The organism is Microbacterium phoenicis (genome assembly GCF_047302325.1).
Classification (GTDB): Bacteria; Actinomycetota; Actinomycetes; order Actinomycetales; family Microbacteriaceae; genus Microbacterium.
The window spans coordinates 533,288-549,771 of sequence record NZ_CP154849.1 but is presented as its reverse complement, the minus strand read 5'-3'; the positions used below and the strand labels follow the sequence as shown (position 1 = coordinate 549,771).

The 16,484-nt window shown below is 71.0% G+C and carries 19 protein-coding genes; 12 read left to right on the top strand and 7 right to left on the bottom strand.

The window, feature by feature from the left end:
• Positions 1-12: 12 nt before the first annotated feature.
• Together ABCU91_RS02735 and ABCU91_RS02730 are read left to right on the top strand one after the other, a co-directional pair.
• Positions 13-1,536, top strand: a complete 1,524-nt coding sequence (locus ABCU91_RS02735) for a methyltransferase (RefSeq protein WP_413354708.1) — start codon at positions 13-15, stop codon at positions 1,534-1,536.
• Positions 1,537-1,589: 53 nt separating this feature from the next.
• The gene (locus ABCU91_RS02730) at positions 1,590-3,017 is read left to right on the top strand and encodes a CCA tRNA nucleotidyltransferase (protein ID WP_413354707.1); all 1,428 of its coding nucleotides are present in this window, start codon (positions 1,590-1,592) and stop codon (positions 3,015-3,017) included.
• A gap of 1 nt (position 3,018) precedes the next feature.
• Here the strand turns inward: ABCU91_RS02730 and ABCU91_RS02725 are convergent, their stop codons facing one another.
• The 4 genes from ABCU91_RS02725 to ABCU91_RS02710 form a co-directional block, all read right to left on the bottom strand.
• Positions 3,019-3,219, bottom strand: a complete 201-nt coding sequence (locus ABCU91_RS02725) for a helix-turn-helix transcriptional regulator (protein ID WP_413354706.1) — start codon at positions 3,217-3,219, stop codon at positions 3,019-3,021.
• Between the two features lie 2 nt (positions 3,220-3,221).
• Entirely contained in the window at positions 3,222-3,689 is a 468-nt protein-coding gene (locus ABCU91_RS02720; RefSeq protein ID WP_406923056.1) for a hypothetical protein, read from the bottom strand.
• Positions 3,690-3,821: 132 nt separating this feature from the next.
• Positions 3,822-4,220 (bottom strand): DUF6992 family protein, encoded by a 399-nt coding sequence (locus ABCU91_RS02715; protein WP_413354705.1) that lies wholly within the window; start codon positions 4,218-4,220, stop codon positions 3,822-3,824.
• Positions 4,221-4,452: 232 nt separating this feature from the next.
• A complete protein-coding gene (locus ABCU91_RS02710; RefSeq protein ID WP_406923058.1) occupies positions 4,453-4,992 on the bottom strand; it encodes a hypothetical protein in 540 nt (179 codons plus the stop codon).
• Positions 4,993-5,191: 199 nt separating this feature from the next.
• Between ABCU91_RS02710 and ABCU91_RS02705 the strand changes: the two genes are divergently transcribed.
• The 5 genes from ABCU91_RS02705 (at position 5,192) to ABCU91_RS02685 (ending at position 10,991) form a co-directional block, all read left to right on the top strand.
• The gene (locus ABCU91_RS02705; RefSeq protein WP_413354704.1) at positions 5,192-6,169 is read left to right on the top strand and encodes a glycosyltransferase family 2 protein; all 978 of its coding nucleotides are present in this window, start codon (positions 5,192-5,194) and stop codon (positions 6,167-6,169) included.
• Positions 6,166-7,518 (top strand): polysialyltransferase family glycosyltransferase, encoded by a 1,353-nt coding sequence (locus ABCU91_RS02700; RefSeq protein ID WP_413354703.1) that lies wholly within the window; start codon positions 6,166-6,168, stop codon positions 7,516-7,518. The genes ABCU91_RS02705 and ABCU91_RS02700 overlap by 4 nt, the downstream gene beginning before the upstream one ends.
• A 2-nt stretch (positions 7,519-7,520) precedes the next feature.
• The gene (locus ABCU91_RS02695) at positions 7,521-8,672 is read left to right on the top strand and encodes a cytidylyltransferase domain-containing protein (protein ID WP_413354702.1); all 1,152 of its coding nucleotides are present in this window, start codon (positions 7,521-7,523) and stop codon (positions 8,670-8,672) included.
• 106 nt (positions 8,673-8,778) lie between these two features.
• On the top strand, positions 8,779-9,651 hold the full coding sequence (locus tag ABCU91_RS02690) for an N-acetylneuraminate synthase family protein (protein ID WP_413354701.1): 873 nt from the start codon (positions 8,779-8,781) through the stop codon (positions 9,649-9,651).
• Positions 9,648-10,991, top strand: coding sequence for a DUF6716 putative glycosyltransferase (locus ABCU91_RS02685; RefSeq protein ID WP_413354700.1), 1,344 nt, complete (start codon positions 9,648-9,650; stop codon positions 10,989-10,991). Before ABCU91_RS02690 ends, ABCU91_RS02685 begins: the two co-directional genes overlap by 4 nt.
• On the opposite strand, the gene ABCU91_RS02680 is transcribed toward ABCU91_RS02685, so the two are convergent.
• The 3 genes from ABCU91_RS02680 to ABCU91_RS02670 all read right to left on the bottom strand — a co-directional run bounded on the left by ABCU91_RS02680 (position 10,981) and on the right by ABCU91_RS02670 (position 13,617).
• Complete coding sequence (locus tag ABCU91_RS02680) at positions 10,981-12,129, bottom strand: hypothetical protein (protein WP_413354699.1); 1,149 nt, start codon at positions 12,127-12,129, stop codon at positions 10,981-10,983. The genes ABCU91_RS02685 and ABCU91_RS02680 overlap by 11 nt on opposite strands.
• The gene (locus tag ABCU91_RS02675; protein WP_413354698.1) at positions 12,126-13,082 is read right to left on the bottom strand and encodes a hypothetical protein; all 957 of its coding nucleotides are present in this window, start codon (positions 13,080-13,082) and stop codon (positions 12,126-12,128) included. Before ABCU91_RS02675 ends, ABCU91_RS02680 begins: the two co-directional genes overlap by 4 nt.
• Positions 13,083-13,155: 73 nt before the next feature.
• A complete protein-coding gene (locus ABCU91_RS02670; protein WP_413354697.1) occupies positions 13,156-13,617 on the bottom strand; it encodes a VOC family protein in 462 nt (153 codons plus the stop codon).
• 90 nt (positions 13,618-13,707) lie between these two features.
• Between ABCU91_RS02670 and ABCU91_RS02665 the strand changes: the two genes are divergently transcribed.
• The 5 genes from ABCU91_RS02665 to rplI all read left to right on the top strand — a co-directional run bounded on the left by ABCU91_RS02665 (position 13,708) and on the right by rplI (position 16,438).
• A complete protein-coding gene (locus ABCU91_RS02665) occupies positions 13,708-14,661 on the top strand; it encodes a helix-turn-helix transcriptional regulator (protein WP_413354696.1) in 954 nt (317 codons plus the stop codon).
• A 112-nt stretch (positions 14,662-14,773) separates the two neighbouring features.
• Positions 14,774-15,139: a 30S ribosomal protein S6 gene (rpsF, locus tag ABCU91_RS02660; RefSeq protein ID WP_276321547.1), complete on the top strand. Its 366-nt coding sequence runs from the start codon at positions 14,774-14,776 to the stop codon at positions 15,137-15,139.
• Positions 15,140-15,144: 5 nt separating this feature from the next.
• Positions 15,145-15,666, top strand: coding sequence for a single-stranded DNA-binding protein (locus tag ABCU91_RS02655; RefSeq protein WP_413354695.1), 522 nt, complete (start codon positions 15,145-15,147; stop codon positions 15,664-15,666).
• 53 nt (positions 15,667-15,719) lie between these two features.
• Complete coding sequence (rpsR, locus tag ABCU91_RS02650) at positions 15,720-15,974, top strand: 30S ribosomal protein S18 (RefSeq protein ID WP_005054609.1); 255 nt, start codon at positions 15,720-15,722, stop codon at positions 15,972-15,974.
• Positions 15,975-15,985: 11 nt separating this feature from the next.
• Complete coding sequence (gene rplI, locus ABCU91_RS02645; RefSeq protein WP_091357940.1) at positions 15,986-16,438, top strand: 50S ribosomal protein L9; 453 nt, start codon at positions 15,986-15,988, stop codon at positions 16,436-16,438.
• Positions 16,439-16,484: the final 46 nt, after the last annotated feature.

Sequence of the window (16,484 nt, the reverse complement as noted above, 5' to 3'; positions counted from 1 at the left end):
TTGAATGGACGGGTGAGCGACTCCCGGCATCCCGACCCCTCTTCGATCGTCGCGCTCCGCGCGGACCTCGCCGCGGCGGGTTACACGGCCGACGCGGTGCGGGCGGCATGGGGAACTCTCGCCGACGATGCGATCGGCCGCGGGCTGCTCGCTCCCGCCCGCCGGGCGCTGTCCGACCGCACCGACGCGCTGGCGGTGCTGAGCCGGCTGCTGTTCCTGGGGGACCCGGCATCCGTCGCCGACGTCGACGCCGCGCTCCCCACAGCGCGGGCGGCGGCCCTCGAGCGGCTGGGCCTCGTCCGCACCGACGGTGAGGCCGTCACCCCGACGGCGCTGCTGCGTCCGCAGGACTACGCGGATGCCGCGGGTTCCGGCCAGTGGTGGATCGTGAGCGACCTCGATGAGGCGGCGCTCGGCGGCGCCCTGCCGACGGGACACGTCCTGGGGGTGGGCGGTGCGTCGCTCACACTCGCCGGACTGCAGCTCGACACGCCCGCGCAGCGCGTCCTCGATCTCGGGACGGGATGCGGCATCCAGGCCCTTCGCGCCCGCCGGAGCGCGCCCCGCGTCGTCGCGACGGACGTCTCGGAGCGCGCGCTGCGATTCACCCTGCTCAACGCGGCCCTGAACGACGTCGACGGGGTCGAGGTGCGCCACGGCAGCCTGTTCGACCCGGTCGCCGGCGAGGAGTTCGACCGTGTCGTCTCGAACCCGCCCTTCGTCATCACGCCGCGCGTCGCCGGGGTGCCCGAGTACGAGTACCGGGACGCCGGCTTCGCGGGCGACGACCTCGTCGCGGCGTTCGTGTCGGGCGTGGGCGACGTCCTCGCCCCCGGCGGGACGGCGCAACTGCTCGGCAACTGGGAATACCGGGAGGATGCCGACGGCCTCGACCGCGTGCGGGCGTGGGTCGCGGCATCCGCTCACCCGCTCGACGCGTGGATCGTGGAACGGGAGCGCCTCGACCCGCTCGCCTACGCGGAACTCTGGGTGCGCGACGGCGGCACGACCCCCGGCAGCGCCGACTACGCGCGCCTCATCGACGCGTGGCTCGCCGACTTCGCCGAGCGCGGCGTGACCTCGGTCGGGTTCGGGTATCTGCTGCTGCGGCGGACGCCGATCGGGATGCCGCCCCTCGCCCGCTACGAACGGGTCACCCAGCCGGTGGGGAGCGCCCTCGGGACGCACCTCGGCGAGGCGCTCGCCGCGTGGGACCGGCTCGGACTGCTCGACGACGACGCGCTCGCCGAGACGACCGTGATCGTCGGCTCGGACGTCACCGAGGCCCGTCACCACCGCCCGGGCGCGGAGGAGCCGTCGGTCATCGAGCTGCACCAGGGCGGCGGTTTCGGCCGCGTGCTGAACGTCGACCCGGCGCTTGCGGCGCTCGTGGGGGCGTCCGACGGCGATCTGCCGCTCGGCGTGCTCATCGACGCCATCGCCGACCTGCTCGAGGTGGATGCCGCCGCGCTCCGCGCCGACCTGCTGCCGCGCGTGCGCGAGCTCGTGTTCACCGGGTTCCTGCGGCTGGGGTGACCGGGGGCGTGCGCCCGCCGGAGCTCTAGGCGCCGCTCGGTAGGCTCGTAGGCATGCTGAACATGGCCGAGGGTCTCGCGCGCCTGGGCGCGCTCGCCGACGCTCCCGTGTCGGCCGCGCTCGCCCGTGCGTTCGCGGATGCCGGGTACGAGCTCGCGATCGTCGGCGGACCCGTCCGCGACGCGCTGCTCGGCCGTCGGGTGAACGACCTCGATTACACGACGAACGCGCGACCCGACGACATCCTGCGCATCGTGAAACCCCTCGCGACGGCGACCTGGGACATCGGCCGCGCCTTCGGCACGATCGGTGCGAAGGTCCGCGGCGAGCAGGTCGAGATCACGACCTACCGGGCCGACAGCTACGACGGCACGACCCGCAAGCCCACGGTCGAGTTCGGTGATGCCCTCGAGCAGGACCTGGTCAGGCGCGATTTCACGGTCAACGCGATGGCGCTGCGGATCCCCGGCCCTTCGCTCGTGGACCCCACGGGCGGCGTCGAGGATCTCGTCGGCCAGACGTTGCGCACGCCCACCGACCCCGACGTCAGCTTCGGCGACGACCCGCTCCGCATGCTGCGCGCCGCCCGCTTCGCGAGCCAGCTCGGCATGGACGTCCACCCGGCCACCCTCGAAGCGATGACCCGCCTCGCGCCGAGCCTGTCGATCGTGAGCCCGGAACGCGTGCAGGGCGAGCTGGTGAAGCTTCTCGCGACCGACGCGCCGGACCGCGGCATCCGTCTGCTCGTCGACACCGGCCTCATGGAGCTGTTCCTGCCCGAGGTCCCGGCGCTGCGGCTCGAGGTCGACGAGCACCACCACCACAAGGACGTCTACGAGCATTCGCTCACCGTGCTCGCGCAGGCGATCGACCTCGAGCAGCAGCGGCATTCGGGCCAGGCGCCCGATGTGACGCTGCGCCTCGCGGCACTGTTGCACGACATCGGCAAGCCGGCGACCCGCAAGCTCGAGCCCGGCGGTGCGGTCAGCTTCCACCACCACGACGTCAAGGGCGCCCGCATGGCGCGCAAGCGCCTGCAGTCGCTCAAGTTCGACGGCGCGACGACGGATGCCGTGTGTCAGCTCATCGAGCAGCACCTGCGCTTCTTCGGGTACGCCGAGGGCGCGTGGACCGATTCGGCCGTCCGCCGCTACGTCCGCGACGCGGGCGAGCAGCTCGAGCGGCTGCACATCCTGACGCGCGCCGACGTCACGACCCGGAACAAGCGCAAGGCGGGGCGCCTCCGCTCGGCCTACGACGACATCGAGACGCGGATCGCGCAGCTCGCCGAGCAGGAGCAGCTCGAGGCGATGCGCCCGGCGCTCGACGGCAACCGGATCCAGGAGGTCCTCGGCATCCGTCCCGGTCGCGAGGTCGGCGAGGCGTACCGGTTCCTGCTCGACATCCGCCTCGACGAGGGCGTCATCGAGCCCGAGGTCGCGGAGCAGCGTCTGCGCGATTGGTGGGCCGCGCGCGGCTGAGTCACTCGGTCGCGTCGGGGACGAACACGTCCTCGATCGACGTCTCGAACAGGTGCGCGATGCGGAACGCGAGCGGCAGACTCGGGTCGAACCGGCCGCGTTCGATCGAGATGATCGTTTGACGCGAGACACCGAGCTCGTCGGCGAGGCGCTGCTGCGACCAGCCGCGATCCTGTCGCAGCGCGGGCAGCGTGTTCTCCACCCTCAGCCCCGGCGCCGCGCGACGAGGTAGCGGATGCCGAAGCTGCCCATCGCGACGAGCAGGACCCCGATGAGGGCGATCAGCACGTCGATCCGGATGCCGGTGATGGCGAGGAACGCCGTGCAGAGCCCGACGATGAGCAGGATGTCCGAGAAAGCACCCTGCGCAGCGCGGTTGTACCAGGCGCCTTCGACGGACTCCTCGGGGCGGTCGAGGGCGCCGCGCAGGGTGCTGCGGTCGACCAGGAACACCCAGGCCAGGGCGACGAGGGCGGGGAGCGTCACGACCGTGAAGCCGATGCCCACCACGACGGGCGGGGTGGGGGCATCCCACATCGCCGCGGCGATGACGCCGACAGCCACAGCGAGGACGAGGCCGACCGGGGTCGCGATCGTCATCGCCGGGATGCGGCTGCCGCCGCGGAGGCGTCCCCACCGGGTGCGGTCCTGATCCTGCGTCGCGTGGCTCACGGCATCCCCTTGTGTCAAGTGACCTTTACGTGAAGCAACCTTTACACAGCCTACGGCTGAGCGCAAGCGGGCCACTCGTAGGCTGGAGTCGGGACCCCCGGGACGAGGGCGTCGGGGCGACGTGGATCGATCTCAGCGCCGGAGGCGCCGAGCCGCAGTCAGGTCGATGACGAAGAGCGCGGCTCCCTGGATGATGACGGCGAGGCCGTGCCCGCGTGCCTCAGCGGCGCTCAGGCGACCACCGAGCGTCGGCGTCCGCACCGCGAGGTGCGCACCGGTGGCGACGTAACCCACGTCGAGGGCGGCGTTGACGAGGAGGATGCGGCGCAGCATCCGCTTCTTCGGAACCTCCGGCCGCCGGCGGGTGAACACGGCGAGGCCTACGTCGATCGCGCCCCACATCAGCGTCTGCAGGCCGAACGCCCGGGTGCGTCGCGGCAGGGCGAGCGCGCTCCCGACGAGGACGGATGCCGCACCCCACCGCGTGAGCCGATGGACGACGGTACCGGTGACGCTCTTCGCTGATGCCATGTCCCCATGATGACGCGGTCCGGCGCCGCCGCGGACGTCACGCGCGTATGCGGATGCAAGGGATCCGGGGCGACGCGCCGCGCCGCGGGCCGGATGTGCGGCGTATCGGGCGCGAACTATTGCATCCGCGAACGCCTCTCACGCGCGAACGCATTGCATCCGAGAACGCCCCGCACGCGATAACGCCCCCCGTCCGAGGGACGAGGGGCGTTCCGGCTGTGTGCGGTGAGGATCAGCTGCAGGCTTCGCTGATCTTCTTCGAGGCGTCGGTGAAGCCCGTGATGCCGCCGGTCAGCTCGTTGGCTGCCGCCTGAAGCGCGTCGTTGTCCTTCGCGTCGACGGCGTCGCTGACCTTGACGAAGACCTTCTCGAACTCGTCCCAGGCCGATGCATACGCCTGGTAGGCCTCGGAGACCTCGGGGTTCGTGATCTCGCCCGAGATCTCGTCGATGCGGGTGCCGATCTTCGTGAACATGTCGCGGGCACCTGACGTGTCACCCGACTGCACGGCGGACGAGAGCTCGCCGCTGGCGCCGTTGACCTCGGTGTTGAGTTCGCTCAGCTCGGTCTGCAGGATCTTGCAGGCGTCGGCAGCGCTCTGGTCGCCCGCGGGCGCCTCGGCCTCGGCGGAGGGCGACTGCTCGGCGGGGGCGGAGCTGACCGGCGCCGGGTTCGTGGTGGTGCCGGACTCGGCCGAACCGCAGCCGGTCAGGGCGAAGAGGGCGATCGTGGCGACGGCGAAGCCCGTCGACAGGGTGGTCTTGCGCGACATGTGAAGTCTCCTTGGTGTGCGAAGAGCGGGGACACGCACCAGGACGAAGCGCCCCCCGACGATCGACCACGATAGCCGAGCCCTCGCGGACCGTTGAGACAGTGGACCGGAATGAAGCCGTGTGCTAGAACCGCACGCCGACCGGGACCGTTCACCCGGGGGTCACCTTCCGGACACGCCCCCTTGTTTGTATCGACGCGTGTCCTCGCCGATCGTGACCGTCATCCTGCCGGCGAAGGATGCCGGGCCCTACATCGGGACGACCGTCACAACGCTGGCCCGCCAGTTCCAGAACTCGGATCGGCTACGGCTCGTCGTCATCGACGACGGTTCGACGGACGATACCCGAGTGCAGGTGCAGCACTTCGCCCGCGACATGCCCCACGTCGAGATCCTCTCGAACGCTCACTCGGTCGGTCTCGCCGCCGCGCGCAACCAGGGACTCGAGAAAGTGGACACGGAGTTCTTCTGCTTCGTCGACGGCGACGATTGGATGCACCCGGACCGCCTCGAGAGCCTCGTCGCCTCGATGCGCCGGCTGGAATGCGACTTCGTCCGCACCGATCACGTGACCGACACCGACGGTCGCCGCCGACTCATGCGCGCCCCGTTCGCGTGGCGGGAGCGCGTGCTCGCCCCGCGAGACGCCATCCTGCCGGCGGACGAGACCACGATGGTCGACTACCCCTATGCCTGGGCGGGCATGTTCCACCGGCGCGTCCTCGACGAGGGGCTCGCGCACTTCGAGCCGGGCCTCTTCACCGCCGAAGATCGGCCCTGGATCTGGCGGCTCCACCTGCAGGCGAGCACCTTCGCGATCGTCGACGCCCCGGCGATCCTTTACCGCCGCGGCGTGACCACCTCGCTCACGCAGATCCTCGATCGCCGACAGCTCGACTTCTTACCCGCTTTCGCCGAAGCGATCCGCGTCGTGCAGGACGACCACGACGCGGAGCGGTTCCTCCCCAAGATCGCGACGACGACCATGTCGGTGTGCGCGTACCACCTCTTCCGCGCTCGAGCGATGGCGACCTCGGAGCGCACGGCCTTGCGCAGCGGCATCCGGGATCTGCTGCGTGCCATCCCGCCGGACCAGATCGACTCGGCACTGCAGCGCCTGTCGGACCGGCGTCGTCGCATCCTCGCCCGCCTCGTTCGCGAGGTCCGCGCCGCATGACGCAGATCTTCGTCGTGAACTCCGCGTACGGGCTGATGACGGCCGTCGCAGGGATGGATGCCGGTGCCATCCCGGCAGCGGGCGAGGCCCGCATCCTCGTCGCGGTGAACGCGGCGATCATCCCCGAGGTCGGCGAGGGCATCGTCGACGCCGCCCATCTCGCGACTCTCCGCGACCGGTTCGATCTCGTCATCGACCTCAATGCGCTGCTCGCCCCGGAGCGCCCGTCGCACTGGCAGGTGACCGTCGCGGAGGCGGCCGTGCTCGAGCGTCTGCTGCGGCAGGCATGGCGGATCGACGGAGACCGCGTCGAGCTCTACCTGCAGAGTCCGCAGGTCGCGCCGTCGCGGGTGTTCATCGACGTCTTCCCGGGAGCACCGGTGTCGATCATCGGCGACGGCCTGATGACGTACTCACCGTTGCGCGACCGGTGGCCGCCCGCGGTCGCGCGACGCGTGACGGGCGTCGTCTACGCCGACACCGTCCCCGGCGTCGAGCCGCTGCTGTTCGCCGGCACGACGCGAGCCCCCGTCGGCATCGCCTCGTTCCGCGCCGTCGTGGACGACGTGGCCCGGGCGACTCTCGACCCGGCGATCGACGAGCTCGCCGACGTGCCGCGCCCCGCGCTCGTGCTCGGCCAATACCTCTCGGCCCTGAAGCTCGTCTCGGCCGACGAGGAACGGCGGATGCAGCGCGACATGATCGACCGCGCACTCGCCTGGGAGCCGGAGACCATCGTCTTCAAACCGCACCCGTCGGCTGCCCCCGCCCTCATCGACGACCTGGCCGACCACGCCGCGGAGCGCGGTGTGGCGTTCCGGGCGTTCCGCGGCGACGCACCCGCCGAAGTCCTCGCGCTGCGCGCTCCGTTCGTCGGCGCCGTCGCGGGGTTCTCCACCGCGCTGCCGACCCTGCACGCGCTGACGGGATTGCCCATCGCCTCCGTCGGCACCGAGGTGCTCCTCCACCGACTCACCCCGTTCGAGAACGGCAACCGCATCCCCGTGACCATCATCGATGCGCTCACACGGCCCGAGTCGCCGTATCGGGGCGAGAGTCTGCAGCACCTCGTCGACGCGGTCGGCTACGCCATGCAGCCGGAGAACGCCGCGCCGCTGCGCGCGAGGGCCGAGGAGTTCCTCGCCGCGGCATCCCCTCAGGAGCGGGACCGGTACATCCCTCGCGCCCGGCTCAGTTCGCTGGGAATCCCCGGCGGACGGCGTCCGGGGTTCTTCGCCCGTGCGTTCGGATCCCGCGGAGGCGCGAGTCGGGTCGCCGAGGTGGAACTGATCCTGCGCGGCGCCCGGCGCCGCAGTGCACGGGCGTGGCGCGCCCTGCGAGGAGAGTGAGCATGGTCGAGACGGTCGCCGTCATCCCCGCCCGCGGCGGGTCGAAAGGGGTCCCGGGCAAGAACGTCGCCCGGGTCGGCGGCATCCCCCTCGTCGCCCGGGCGGTGCGCGCGGCGCGGGCCACCGGTGTCATCGACCTCGTCGTCGTCTCGACCGACGACGACGCCATCGCCTCCGCAGCCCGTGCCGCGGGCGCGCGCGTCGTCGACCGCCCCGCGGATCTCTCGGGGGACTCGGCCAGCTCCGAGAGCGCGCTCCTGCACGCGCTCGACGTGCTCGCCGCCGACGGCATCGCTCCCCGCGTGACCGCGTTCCTGCAGGCGACGAGTCCCTTCCTCCCCGCAGGTCCGCTCGCCGAGGCGGTCACCGCCGTCCGTGACGGAAGAGCCGACAGCGTGTTCTCGGCGCGCGAGAGCTACGAGTTCGTGTGGGAGCGGGATGCCGACGGTGCCGCCGCCGCCATCGGTCACGACGCCGCGCAGCGACCCCGCAGACAGGACCGCGAGCCCCACTTCGTCGAGACCGGCGCGTTCTACGTCTTCACGACCGCAGGGTTCCGCCGGGCGCGCCATCGCTTCTTCGGACGCACCGAGATCGTGACGGTGCCCGAGGCGACCTCCATCGAGATCGACGATCCGGCTCAGCTGCGAACCGCGCAGGCGCTCGCCCCCCTCGTCGATACGCCCGAGGCGGTGGCGGCCACCGCGCTCGTGACCGACTTCGACGGCGTGCACACCGACGACAGCGCATGGGTGGATGCCGCCGGCACCGAGCACGTGCGCGTGAGCCGCTCCGACGGCATGGGCGTCGCGCTGCTGCGTCGTGCGGGTGTGCCCGTGCTGATCCTCTCCACGGAGCAGAACCCCGTGGTCCGGGCGCGCGCCGAGAAGCTGCGCGTCGAGGTGATCCACGGCGTCGAGGACAAGGCATCCGTTCTGCGCGGGTGGGCGCGGGACCGGGATGTCGATCTGGCGGAGACCGCGTATCTCGGCAACGACGTGAACGACCTGGCGGCGATGGCCCTCGTCGGATGGCCGGTCGCGGTGGCCGACGCGCACCCCGCGGTCATGGCGGCTGCCCGCATCGTGCTGGGCCGCCGCGGCGGTCACGGCGCGGTTCGGGAGCTCGCCGACCGCATCCTCGCGGCGCACTGACCGCACACACCCGACAGCCAGCCGCCCGGTGCCCGCCACACGGGGTTCATCCCCCCGTCACCGTCGCGAACCACGCTGAGGGTCAGCATCGACGAAAGGATCCGTCATGACGGTGACCATCGGAAGCCACGTACTGGGCGGCGGGCACCCCGTGTACGTCATCGCCGAGATCGGCCTGAACCACAACGGCGACGTCGCTCTCGCCAAGCGGCTCATCGACGTCGCTGCGGATGCCGGTGCGAACGCGGTGAAGTTCCAGAAGCGCACACCCGAGATCGCCACTCCGGCGCACATGCGCGACGTCCTCCGCGAGACGCCGTGGGGCACCATGACGTACTTCGAGTACCGTCACCGGGTCGAGTTCGACCGCGACCAGTACATCGAGATCGGCGACCACGCGACCATACGAGGGCTCGACTGGTTCGCGTCGCCGTGGGACGTGCCGAGCGTCGACTTCCTCGAGGACCTCGGCGTCGTGGCGCACAAGGTGGCCTCCGCGAGCCTCACCGACCTCGAGCTGCTCGAGGCCCTGCGGGCCACGGGCAAGCCGGTCATCCTCTCGACCGGGATGTCGACCATCAACCAGATCGACCGTGCTCTCGAGGTGCTCGGCACCGACCGCACCGTGCTCATGCACGCCACGTCGACCTATCCGATGGAGCCCGAAGAGGCGAACATCAAGATGATCGCCTCGCTCCGCGACCGGTACGCGGGGGTCCCCGTCGGCTACTCCGGACACGAACGCGGCTTGCAGATCTCCCTCGCCGCCGTCGCGATCGGCGCCGTCGCGGTGGAACGTCACATCACGCTCGACCGCACGATGTGGGGCTCCGACCACGCCGCATCGCTCGAGCCCAACGGTCTCACGCATCTCGTCCGCGACATCCGGGTCATCGAGACGGCCCTCGGCGACGGCGTCAAGCGCATCTACGACGGCGAACTGGCGCCCATGGCGAAGCTGCGCCGCGTCCCGGCATGACCATGAGCACCGACCGGTCACCGGGCCTGCGCGTCGTCGCGATCGCCGACGCGGATTCCTTCGTCAAGTGGTCGGCGGCGCTCATCGACTCCGCGCCGGACGTCGACCCCCACCTGGTGCTCGTGCAGACGCCCCTCGTGGTGAGCGTCGCACAGGAGCATGCGGCTCTGGCGGGCACCGGCATCCGTCCCGAAGCGGTCACACGTCTCGCGTACGACGCCCTGGCCGGGTGGCTGTCGGCGGATCGACCCGACGTCGTCGTGGTCGGCGGGCGCGGCCCGTTCGTGCGACTGATCATGCGGCAGATCGACCGGGTCACCCCTCGACCGGTCGTCGTCTCGGGACTTCCGGGCATGTCGATCCCCGCGCAGCGCGGAGCGGCGCTCTACCGCCGCTACAGCGACCTCATGGTGGTCCACTCGCGACGCGAACAACGCGCCTTCGCCCAACTGGCGGATCGCCTCGGCCTCGACATGCGTCCGAGTCTCGCGACCCTGCCATTCGCCCGGCCGACCCGCGGGGCGGGCGGCGGTACGGACCTCGTGTTCGCCGCGCAGGCGATCGTGCCCCACGAGCCGGCGGAACGCAGCCGGCTCGCCGGGATCCTGCGGTCGGCCGCGCTCGCCGACCCCACGCGGCGCGTGGTGGTCAAACTGCGCTCCCGGCCCGAGCTCGGCGAGGCCGAGACGCACTTCGAGCGCACCGGACTCACCGACCTGCTCCGCGACCGGCCCGATAACCTCGTGCTCTCGCACGAGCCGATGTCGCGCGCCCTCGAGACGGCCGAGGGGCTCGTGACGATCAGTTCCACGGCGGCGATCGAGGCCATGGCCATGGGCGTTCCGGTCATCGCGCTCACCACCTTCGGCGTCTCGAAGACGCACCTCAACACGGTCTTCGTCGGCAGCGGTGTGCAGGGTGAGGCCGACGACGTCATCGCGCGTCGGTTCCGGCACCCCCATCCGGGGTGGCTCGCTGACAACTACTTCCACGATCCGAGCGAATCGACCTGGTGGTCGGACGTCGAGCGCCTCGTCGATCAGCGCCGGCGCGGTGTCCTCGTCCCGAGGTACGTCCCGGCGGCACGAGGGGGCGCACTCCACGACGCCTGGCAGCGCAAGGCCGTGCTCGGCGCCGAGGATCGCTCGGTTCTCGGATCGATCGCGCTCGCCGTCGGGGCGCCGCTCGTGCGGGGGATTCTCTCCGCCCGCACGATGCTCGGGCACCGCGGAGCAGAGTCATGGTCCGACGACGGCAGCGACATCACGGTCACCCCGGCGCGCTATCAGGACCCGGTCGTCCGTCCGCGCCGGTCGGTCCTGGCCACCGTCATCGACTGAAGAACGCGTTCATCACACCGCTCTGCAGGCCGATCCACACGACGAGGATCCCCCCGCCGATGAGGATGGTCGCCCACGGGACGGCCCTCTTCAGCCGGCGGCCGCCCGGGGCGACACCGGGCGGAGGACGCAGCGCTTCGACGGGCGGCGTGAACGGCAGGGCGGCGCCCGGCTCCCCGCTGAGAGGGGCGGATGCCGGTGCCCCGGCCGCGGGCATCGCGAGACGGTCGTCGCGCCACCGCTCCCACTGCGCGAGCTTGTCCATCAGCGCGCCGACGACCGAGAACAGCCATCCCCACGTCCGCGGGTCGAGGGTCGAGAAATCCCGCTTGCCGTAGAGGAACATCCAGTCGTCGACGATCTCGATGTCGAGCTGGGCGGCGTTGTCGATGAACCGCGCCATGATGTCGGGCGTGAACAGGTAGAGCGCGTCCTGCTCGTAGCCCTGCGGGCAGTAGAGCGAGAAGTACCTGTCGAAGTCGCCCTCGAGACTCAGGCGCTGGTGCCGGTCGAAGGACTGCGGCAGGTTCGTGCCGAGGAAGGTGTTGTTGCCCTCGGCATCCAGCACGATGTGGGGCAGTGGCGTGTGGAGGCGGATCGCGACGTAGCCCCACCGGTGGGTGGTCCGGTTCTTGCCGGACCCCGTCGTGTACCGGTAGTTGGCGAACTCGACCATGCGGGGCTGCTCGCCACGGAGGATGTCGGTCGCCGTGCGGGAGCTCCCGAGCGAGAAGATCATGCCCGGAAGGGGCGGATCGGATGCCTGGGGGAACCAGGTCATCCCGTTCGCCCGGGCGAAGTGGTCGAGGCGATACCAGCGCACGCCGCCGTTCCGATACGCCCTCACGATGAGGGCGGTCAGACCGGCCGCGATGAGTGCGACGACGAGGATGATCGCGATCGAGCCGACACCGTTCGGAGCTGAGCCCTCGAAGAACGGGGCGAACACGAGCCGGAAGATCAGGTTGACGACGACGAGACCGAAGACTCCCACCACCCCGACGACAAGGCATCCCGCGGCCCAGCCGGCGGTCTTGGGAGCGCGACCCGTCGCGAGGAGCTGCTTGCGGTATGCCCGCGCGGTGGCCCCGTCGACGGGGTCGGTCAGGGGGCGGGCGTCGAAACCGGGGGTGCTCATCGGGTCACTCCGTGTCCGTCGAGGACGGCATCGGCGGGGACCTCGACCGCGTCGAGACCCGCACGCGCCACCAGGGCGGCTGCGAGGGCGGCGCTCCCGCCGACGAATGTGGAGTCCAGATCGGGATCGCTCACGAGCACCCAGGCGCGGTCGTCGGGCCAGACGAGGCTCGGGCTGAGGATGTCGTCGGCGTCCTCGCCACGCCACGGCGCGGCATCCGTCCAGCCGGGGTCGGCGAGTTCCGAGACGCCGCCGCGGAAGAGCACGTGGGCGCGGCCGGGCAGCTCGAGCCGCGGGCCCTCCGAGATCTCGCGGGAGAGGATGCCGTCGTGCCAGGTGCGCTTGCCGGTCACCGCGCTCCACAGGTCCTTCGCGCTGCGTCCGAGCATCTCGTTGTGCCGGTGCAGGTTCGCGTCGGAGGGATCGCCCGCCTGGTACACGGTGCGCGATGAGCGCACCCTCATGCCGCCGAGCAGGCCGGGGTGCCCGTCCCACAGCGCGACGACACCGTCATCCGGCGTCGCTGTGTGCGCGGCCAGGACCGTGGCGATCTCGGCCACCTGGGAAGGATGGAGCTCGCCCTCGAGAGGCGGGTTCACCCAGTCGCCCTCCGGGGTGACCAGCACTCCGGGCGTCTCCGTGGAACGGGTCAGGTGCTCCCAGTCCGCGAGCGGGGAGAACTCCGTTCCGAAGATCCCGGCCGCCTCGCGCCACGTCAGGGGGCGCTCCTCGATGCGCGAGAACAGCGACTCGCGTCCCGAGTCGGTCATGGCGGCGACGGCGTCGAACGACGGCATCCGCTCGTTCGGGATGCGTTCGAGGTGGGCGGGGTGCAGGATGCGGACATAAGCCTCGAACGCGCGCGGGGCGACGTCGTGGATCGTGCAGCGGGGAGGATCGTCGAGCCGTCCGCGCAGCCAGTCGCCTGCAGAGACATCCCCGGTCCACTCCATGCGGCCACGGTACCGAAGACGCCACCCCGCGAGAGATCCTGCGCGCGGGGTGGCGTCGGGTGCCGGTGGTGTGTCAGGCCTGGGCTGCGCGCACGTCGACGACCCACGTCACGCCGAAGCGGTCGGTGAGCATGCCGAAGCCGGCGCTCCACGGCGACGCCGCGAGCGGCTCGACGACCGTCGCCCCGTCGGCGAGGGACTCCCAGCGCGCGGCGACCTCGTCGAGCGTGTCGCCCTGCAGCGAGACGAAGAAGGCGCGATCGGTGACCGTGGCGCCGTTCTCGCGACGGGTCGACCCGGGCACGGACTCGGCGCCCCGCGTCTCGCCCGGGACGTCGTACGCCATGAGCCGGAAGCCGTCGGCCGCGACGAGGATGCCGAACACGACCTTCTCGGCGCCGGGCGCCTCGGCGGGCATCCCGAGCTGCGCGTACGTCGTCACCGAGACGGTGCCGTCGAACACACGGCCGTAGAACTCGAGCGCGTCGCGGGCGTCGCCGTGGAAGTTGAGGTGCGTGGTGGTGGAGAGGGTCATGATCGTCCTTCGGTCGGTGGCTGTCTGCCGGCATCCACTCTTCGCGGCATAGAGGACCGTTTCTGTCCGCTTCTCGAGCAGGATGGAGGAATGTCGTCACCGTCGCACCGGATGCTGGATCTGCTGTCCGTCCTGCAGTCGCGCCGCGACTGGGGCGGCCAGGAACTCGCCGACCGGCTCGGCGTGACCGTCCGGACGGTGCGCCGGGACGTCGACCGGCTGCGCGAGCTCGGCTACGCGATCACGGCGGCGAAGGGGCCGTACGGCGGGTACCGGCTGAGCCCCGGCGAGGAGCTGCCGCCCCTCCTCTTCGACGACGAGCAGGCGGTGGCCATCGCCGTCGCGCTGCAGTCGGCATCCGGCGTCGACATCACGGATGCCGCGGCCCGAGCCCTCGCCACGATGCGGCAGGTCATGCCGTCGCACCTGCGTCACCGCATCGACGGGATCCGGTTCGAGGCTGGGGCGCCGGCCGAGCAGGTCGCGACCGCCGCGCTCGAAGCGGTCAGCGTCGCGACGCGCGAGCACCGGACGCTGAGGTTCGACCACGGCGACGACGCCGATCGCCCGGCCCGGCACGCGGAGCCGCACGCCGTCGTCGCGCGGGACGGGCGCTGGTACGTCGTCGCGTGGGACCGGGATGCCGCGGACTGGCGCATCCTCCGGCTCGACCGGCTGCGGCCCCGCCAGGGCGGCGGGGTCCCGTTCGAGCCTCGGGAAATCCCGACGGGCGATGCGCGGACGTACCTCGCGGCGCGGTTCAAAGGATCCGAGACGGCGGACCGATGGCCGGTGACGGGCGAGATCGCCCTGCCGCTGCCCGCACGGCGGGTCGCTCCGTGGCTCGGTGACGCCGAGCTCGCCGAGCGCCCCGACGGCACCTGCGTCGTGAGGGTCGGGTCGTGGTCGTGGGCGGGGGTGCTCGCCTGGGCACTGCGGTTCGACGTGCCGTTCGAGATCCTCGGGCCACCGGAGCTGGCCGCCGCGGCGGCCGAGGCGGGGCGCCGAATCGCGGCGGCGGTGGTCGCGCCCGGCATCCGCTAGACTGTTGTGGTTGTCCGTCTGCGCTCATGCGCGGAATCACCGGACACGTGCATCAACCCTCCTGATGCCGGGAAACGCCCGGCATCCGTTCTAGTCCGAAGGAGGTGGGTTAGTGACGCACATCCACCAGTACGAACTCATGGTGATCCTCGACCCCGAGATCGACGAGCGCCAGGTCGCTCCCAAGCTCGACGGGTTCTTGAAGGTCATCACCGCAGACGGTGGCTCGATCGAGAACGTCGACGTCTGGGGCAAGCGCCGTCTCGCCTACGAGATCCAGAAGAAGAACGAGGGCATCTACGCCGTCGTCAACTTCACCGCCACGAGCGAGGCCACGCAGGAGCTCGACCGTCAGCTCAAGCTGAACGAGCAGATCATGCGTACCAAGGTCCTCCGCGCCGAGGAGGCGATCGCTCAGGTCGCCGCCGAGAAGGAGCGCGCTGAGGCCAAGGCCGCCCGCAAGGCTGCGAAGGCCTGAGGCTCATGGCCGGCGAGACCATCATCACGGTCGTGGGAAACCTCACGGCAGACCCCGAGCTGCGGTACACGCAGAACGGCCTGCCCGTCGCGAACTTCACGATCGCATCGACGCCGCGCAGCTTCGACCGTCAAGCCAACGAGTGGAAGGACGGCGAAGCGCTGTTCATGCGCGCGTCGGTCTGGCGCGAGTTCGCTGAGCACGTCGCAGGCTCGCTCACCAAGGGCATGCGGGTCGTCGCGACCGGCCGCCTGAAGCAGCGCTCCTACCAGGACCGCGAAGGCAACAACCGCACGGCGATCGAGCTGGAGGTCGACGAGATCGGCCCCTCGCTCCGCTACGCCACTGCCCAGGTCACCCGGGCCGCCTCAGGCGGCGGCGGCGGTGGCGGCGGCAACTTCGGCGGCGGTCAGCAGCAGTCGCGTCCGCAGGTGCAGCAGGACGAGCCCTGGGCCACGCCCGGGTCTTCGGCCCCTGACGCCTGGAGCGCGCCCGGGACGAGCTACGGCGACGACACCCCGTTCTGATTCGAATTCCGGATGCCGCGGGCCGCGGCATCCACCTCTCTTAAGGAAGACACATGGCTGGAAAGGCAACCGGCGACCGCCGCAAGCCGCGGAAGGGCGCGAAGAACGCCGCTCCCGCGAAGGCGATCCGCGTCGGCGTCATCGACTACAAGGACGTCGCGACGCTTCGCAAGTTCATCTCGGAGCGTGGGAAGATCCGCGCCCGTCGTATCACCGGAGTCTCGGTGCAGGAGCAGCGTCTGATCGCCAAGGCGATCAAGAACGCCCGTGAAATGGCGCTCCTGCCCTACGCCGGCGCTGGCCGGTAAGGAGTACCGACATGGCAAAGCTGATTCTCACGAACGAGGTCGCCGGGCTTGGTAGCGCCGGTGACGTCATCGAGGTCAAGAACGGGTACGCCCGCAACTACCTCATCCCCCAGGGCTTCGCTGTGGCCTGGACTCGCGGTGGCGAGAAGCAGGTGGCGTCGATCCGCGCTGCCCGCGACGCCCGTGCGATCCACGACCACGAAGAGGCTGTGGCGCTCAAGAACACGCTCGAGTCGAACACGGTCAAGCTGACCGTCAAGGCCGGCGCGGAAGGCCGTCTGTTCGGTTCGGTCAAGCCGGCCGACGTGGCCGACGCCGTCAAGGCCGCCGGTCTCGGTGACCTCGACAAGCGCAAGATCCACATCACCTCGCCGATCAAGGCCGTGGGACAGCACGAGGCGACCGTTCGCCTGCGTGACGACCTCACCGCCGCGATCACCCTGCAGGTGGTCGCCGCCAAGTAATCCTGGCGCGCGGTTCGGATGCCGCGGTTCCCTCTCTTCGGGTCGG

Excerpts from the sequence above, each read along its gene's own strand:
- ABCU91_RS02730 (WP_413354707.1), top strand. The coding sequence starts at position 1,590 with ATGCTGAACATGGCCGAGGGTCTCGCGCGCCTGGGCGCGCTCGCCGAC.
- ABCU91_RS02715 (WP_413354705.1), bottom strand. The coding sequence starts at position 4,220 with ATGGCATCAGCGAAGAGCGTCACCGGTACCGTCGTCCATCGGCTCACG.
- ABCU91_RS02710 (WP_406923058.1), bottom strand. The coding sequence starts at position 4,992 with ATGTCGCGCAAGACCACCCTGTCGACGGGCTTCGCCGTCGCCACGATC.
- ABCU91_RS02700 (WP_413354703.1), top strand. The coding sequence starts at position 6,166 with ATGACGCAGATCTTCGTCGTGAACTCCGCGTACGGGCTGATGACGGCC.
- ABCU91_RS02695 (WP_413354702.1), top strand. The coding sequence starts at position 7,521 with ATGGTCGAGACGGTCGCCGTCATCCCCGCCCGCGGCGGGTCGAAAGGG.
- ABCU91_RS02690 (WP_413354701.1), top strand. The coding sequence starts at position 8,779 with ATGACGGTGACCATCGGAAGCCACGTACTGGGCGGCGGGCACCCCGTG.
- ABCU91_RS02685 (WP_413354700.1), top strand. The coding sequence starts at position 9,648 with ATGACCATGAGCACCGACCGGTCACCGGGCCTGCGCGTCGTCGCGATC.
- ABCU91_RS02680 (WP_413354699.1), bottom strand. The coding sequence starts at position 12,129 with ATGAGCACCCCCGGTTTCGACGCCCGCCCCCTGACCGACCCCGTCGAC.
- ABCU91_RS02675 (WP_413354698.1), bottom strand. The coding sequence starts at position 13,082 with ATGGAGTGGACCGGGGATGTCTCTGCAGGCGACTGGCTGCGCGGACGG.
- ABCU91_RS02670 (WP_413354697.1), bottom strand. The coding sequence starts at position 13,617 with ATGACCCTCTCCACCACCACGCACCTCAACTTCCACGGCGACGCCCGC.
- ABCU91_RS02665 (WP_413354696.1), top strand. The coding sequence starts at position 13,708 with ATGTCGTCACCGTCGCACCGGATGCTGGATCTGCTGTCCGTCCTGCAG.
- ABCU91_RS02655 (WP_413354695.1), top strand. The coding sequence starts at position 15,145 with ATGGCCGGCGAGACCATCATCACGGTCGTGGGAAACCTCACGGCAGAC.
- rpsR (WP_005054609.1), top strand. The coding sequence starts at position 15,720 with ATGGCTGGAAAGGCAACCGGCGACCGCCGCAAGCCGCGGAAGGGCGCG.
- rplI (WP_091357940.1), top strand. The coding sequence starts at position 15,986 with ATGGCAAAGCTGATTCTCACGAACGAGGTCGCCGGGCTTGGTAGCGCC.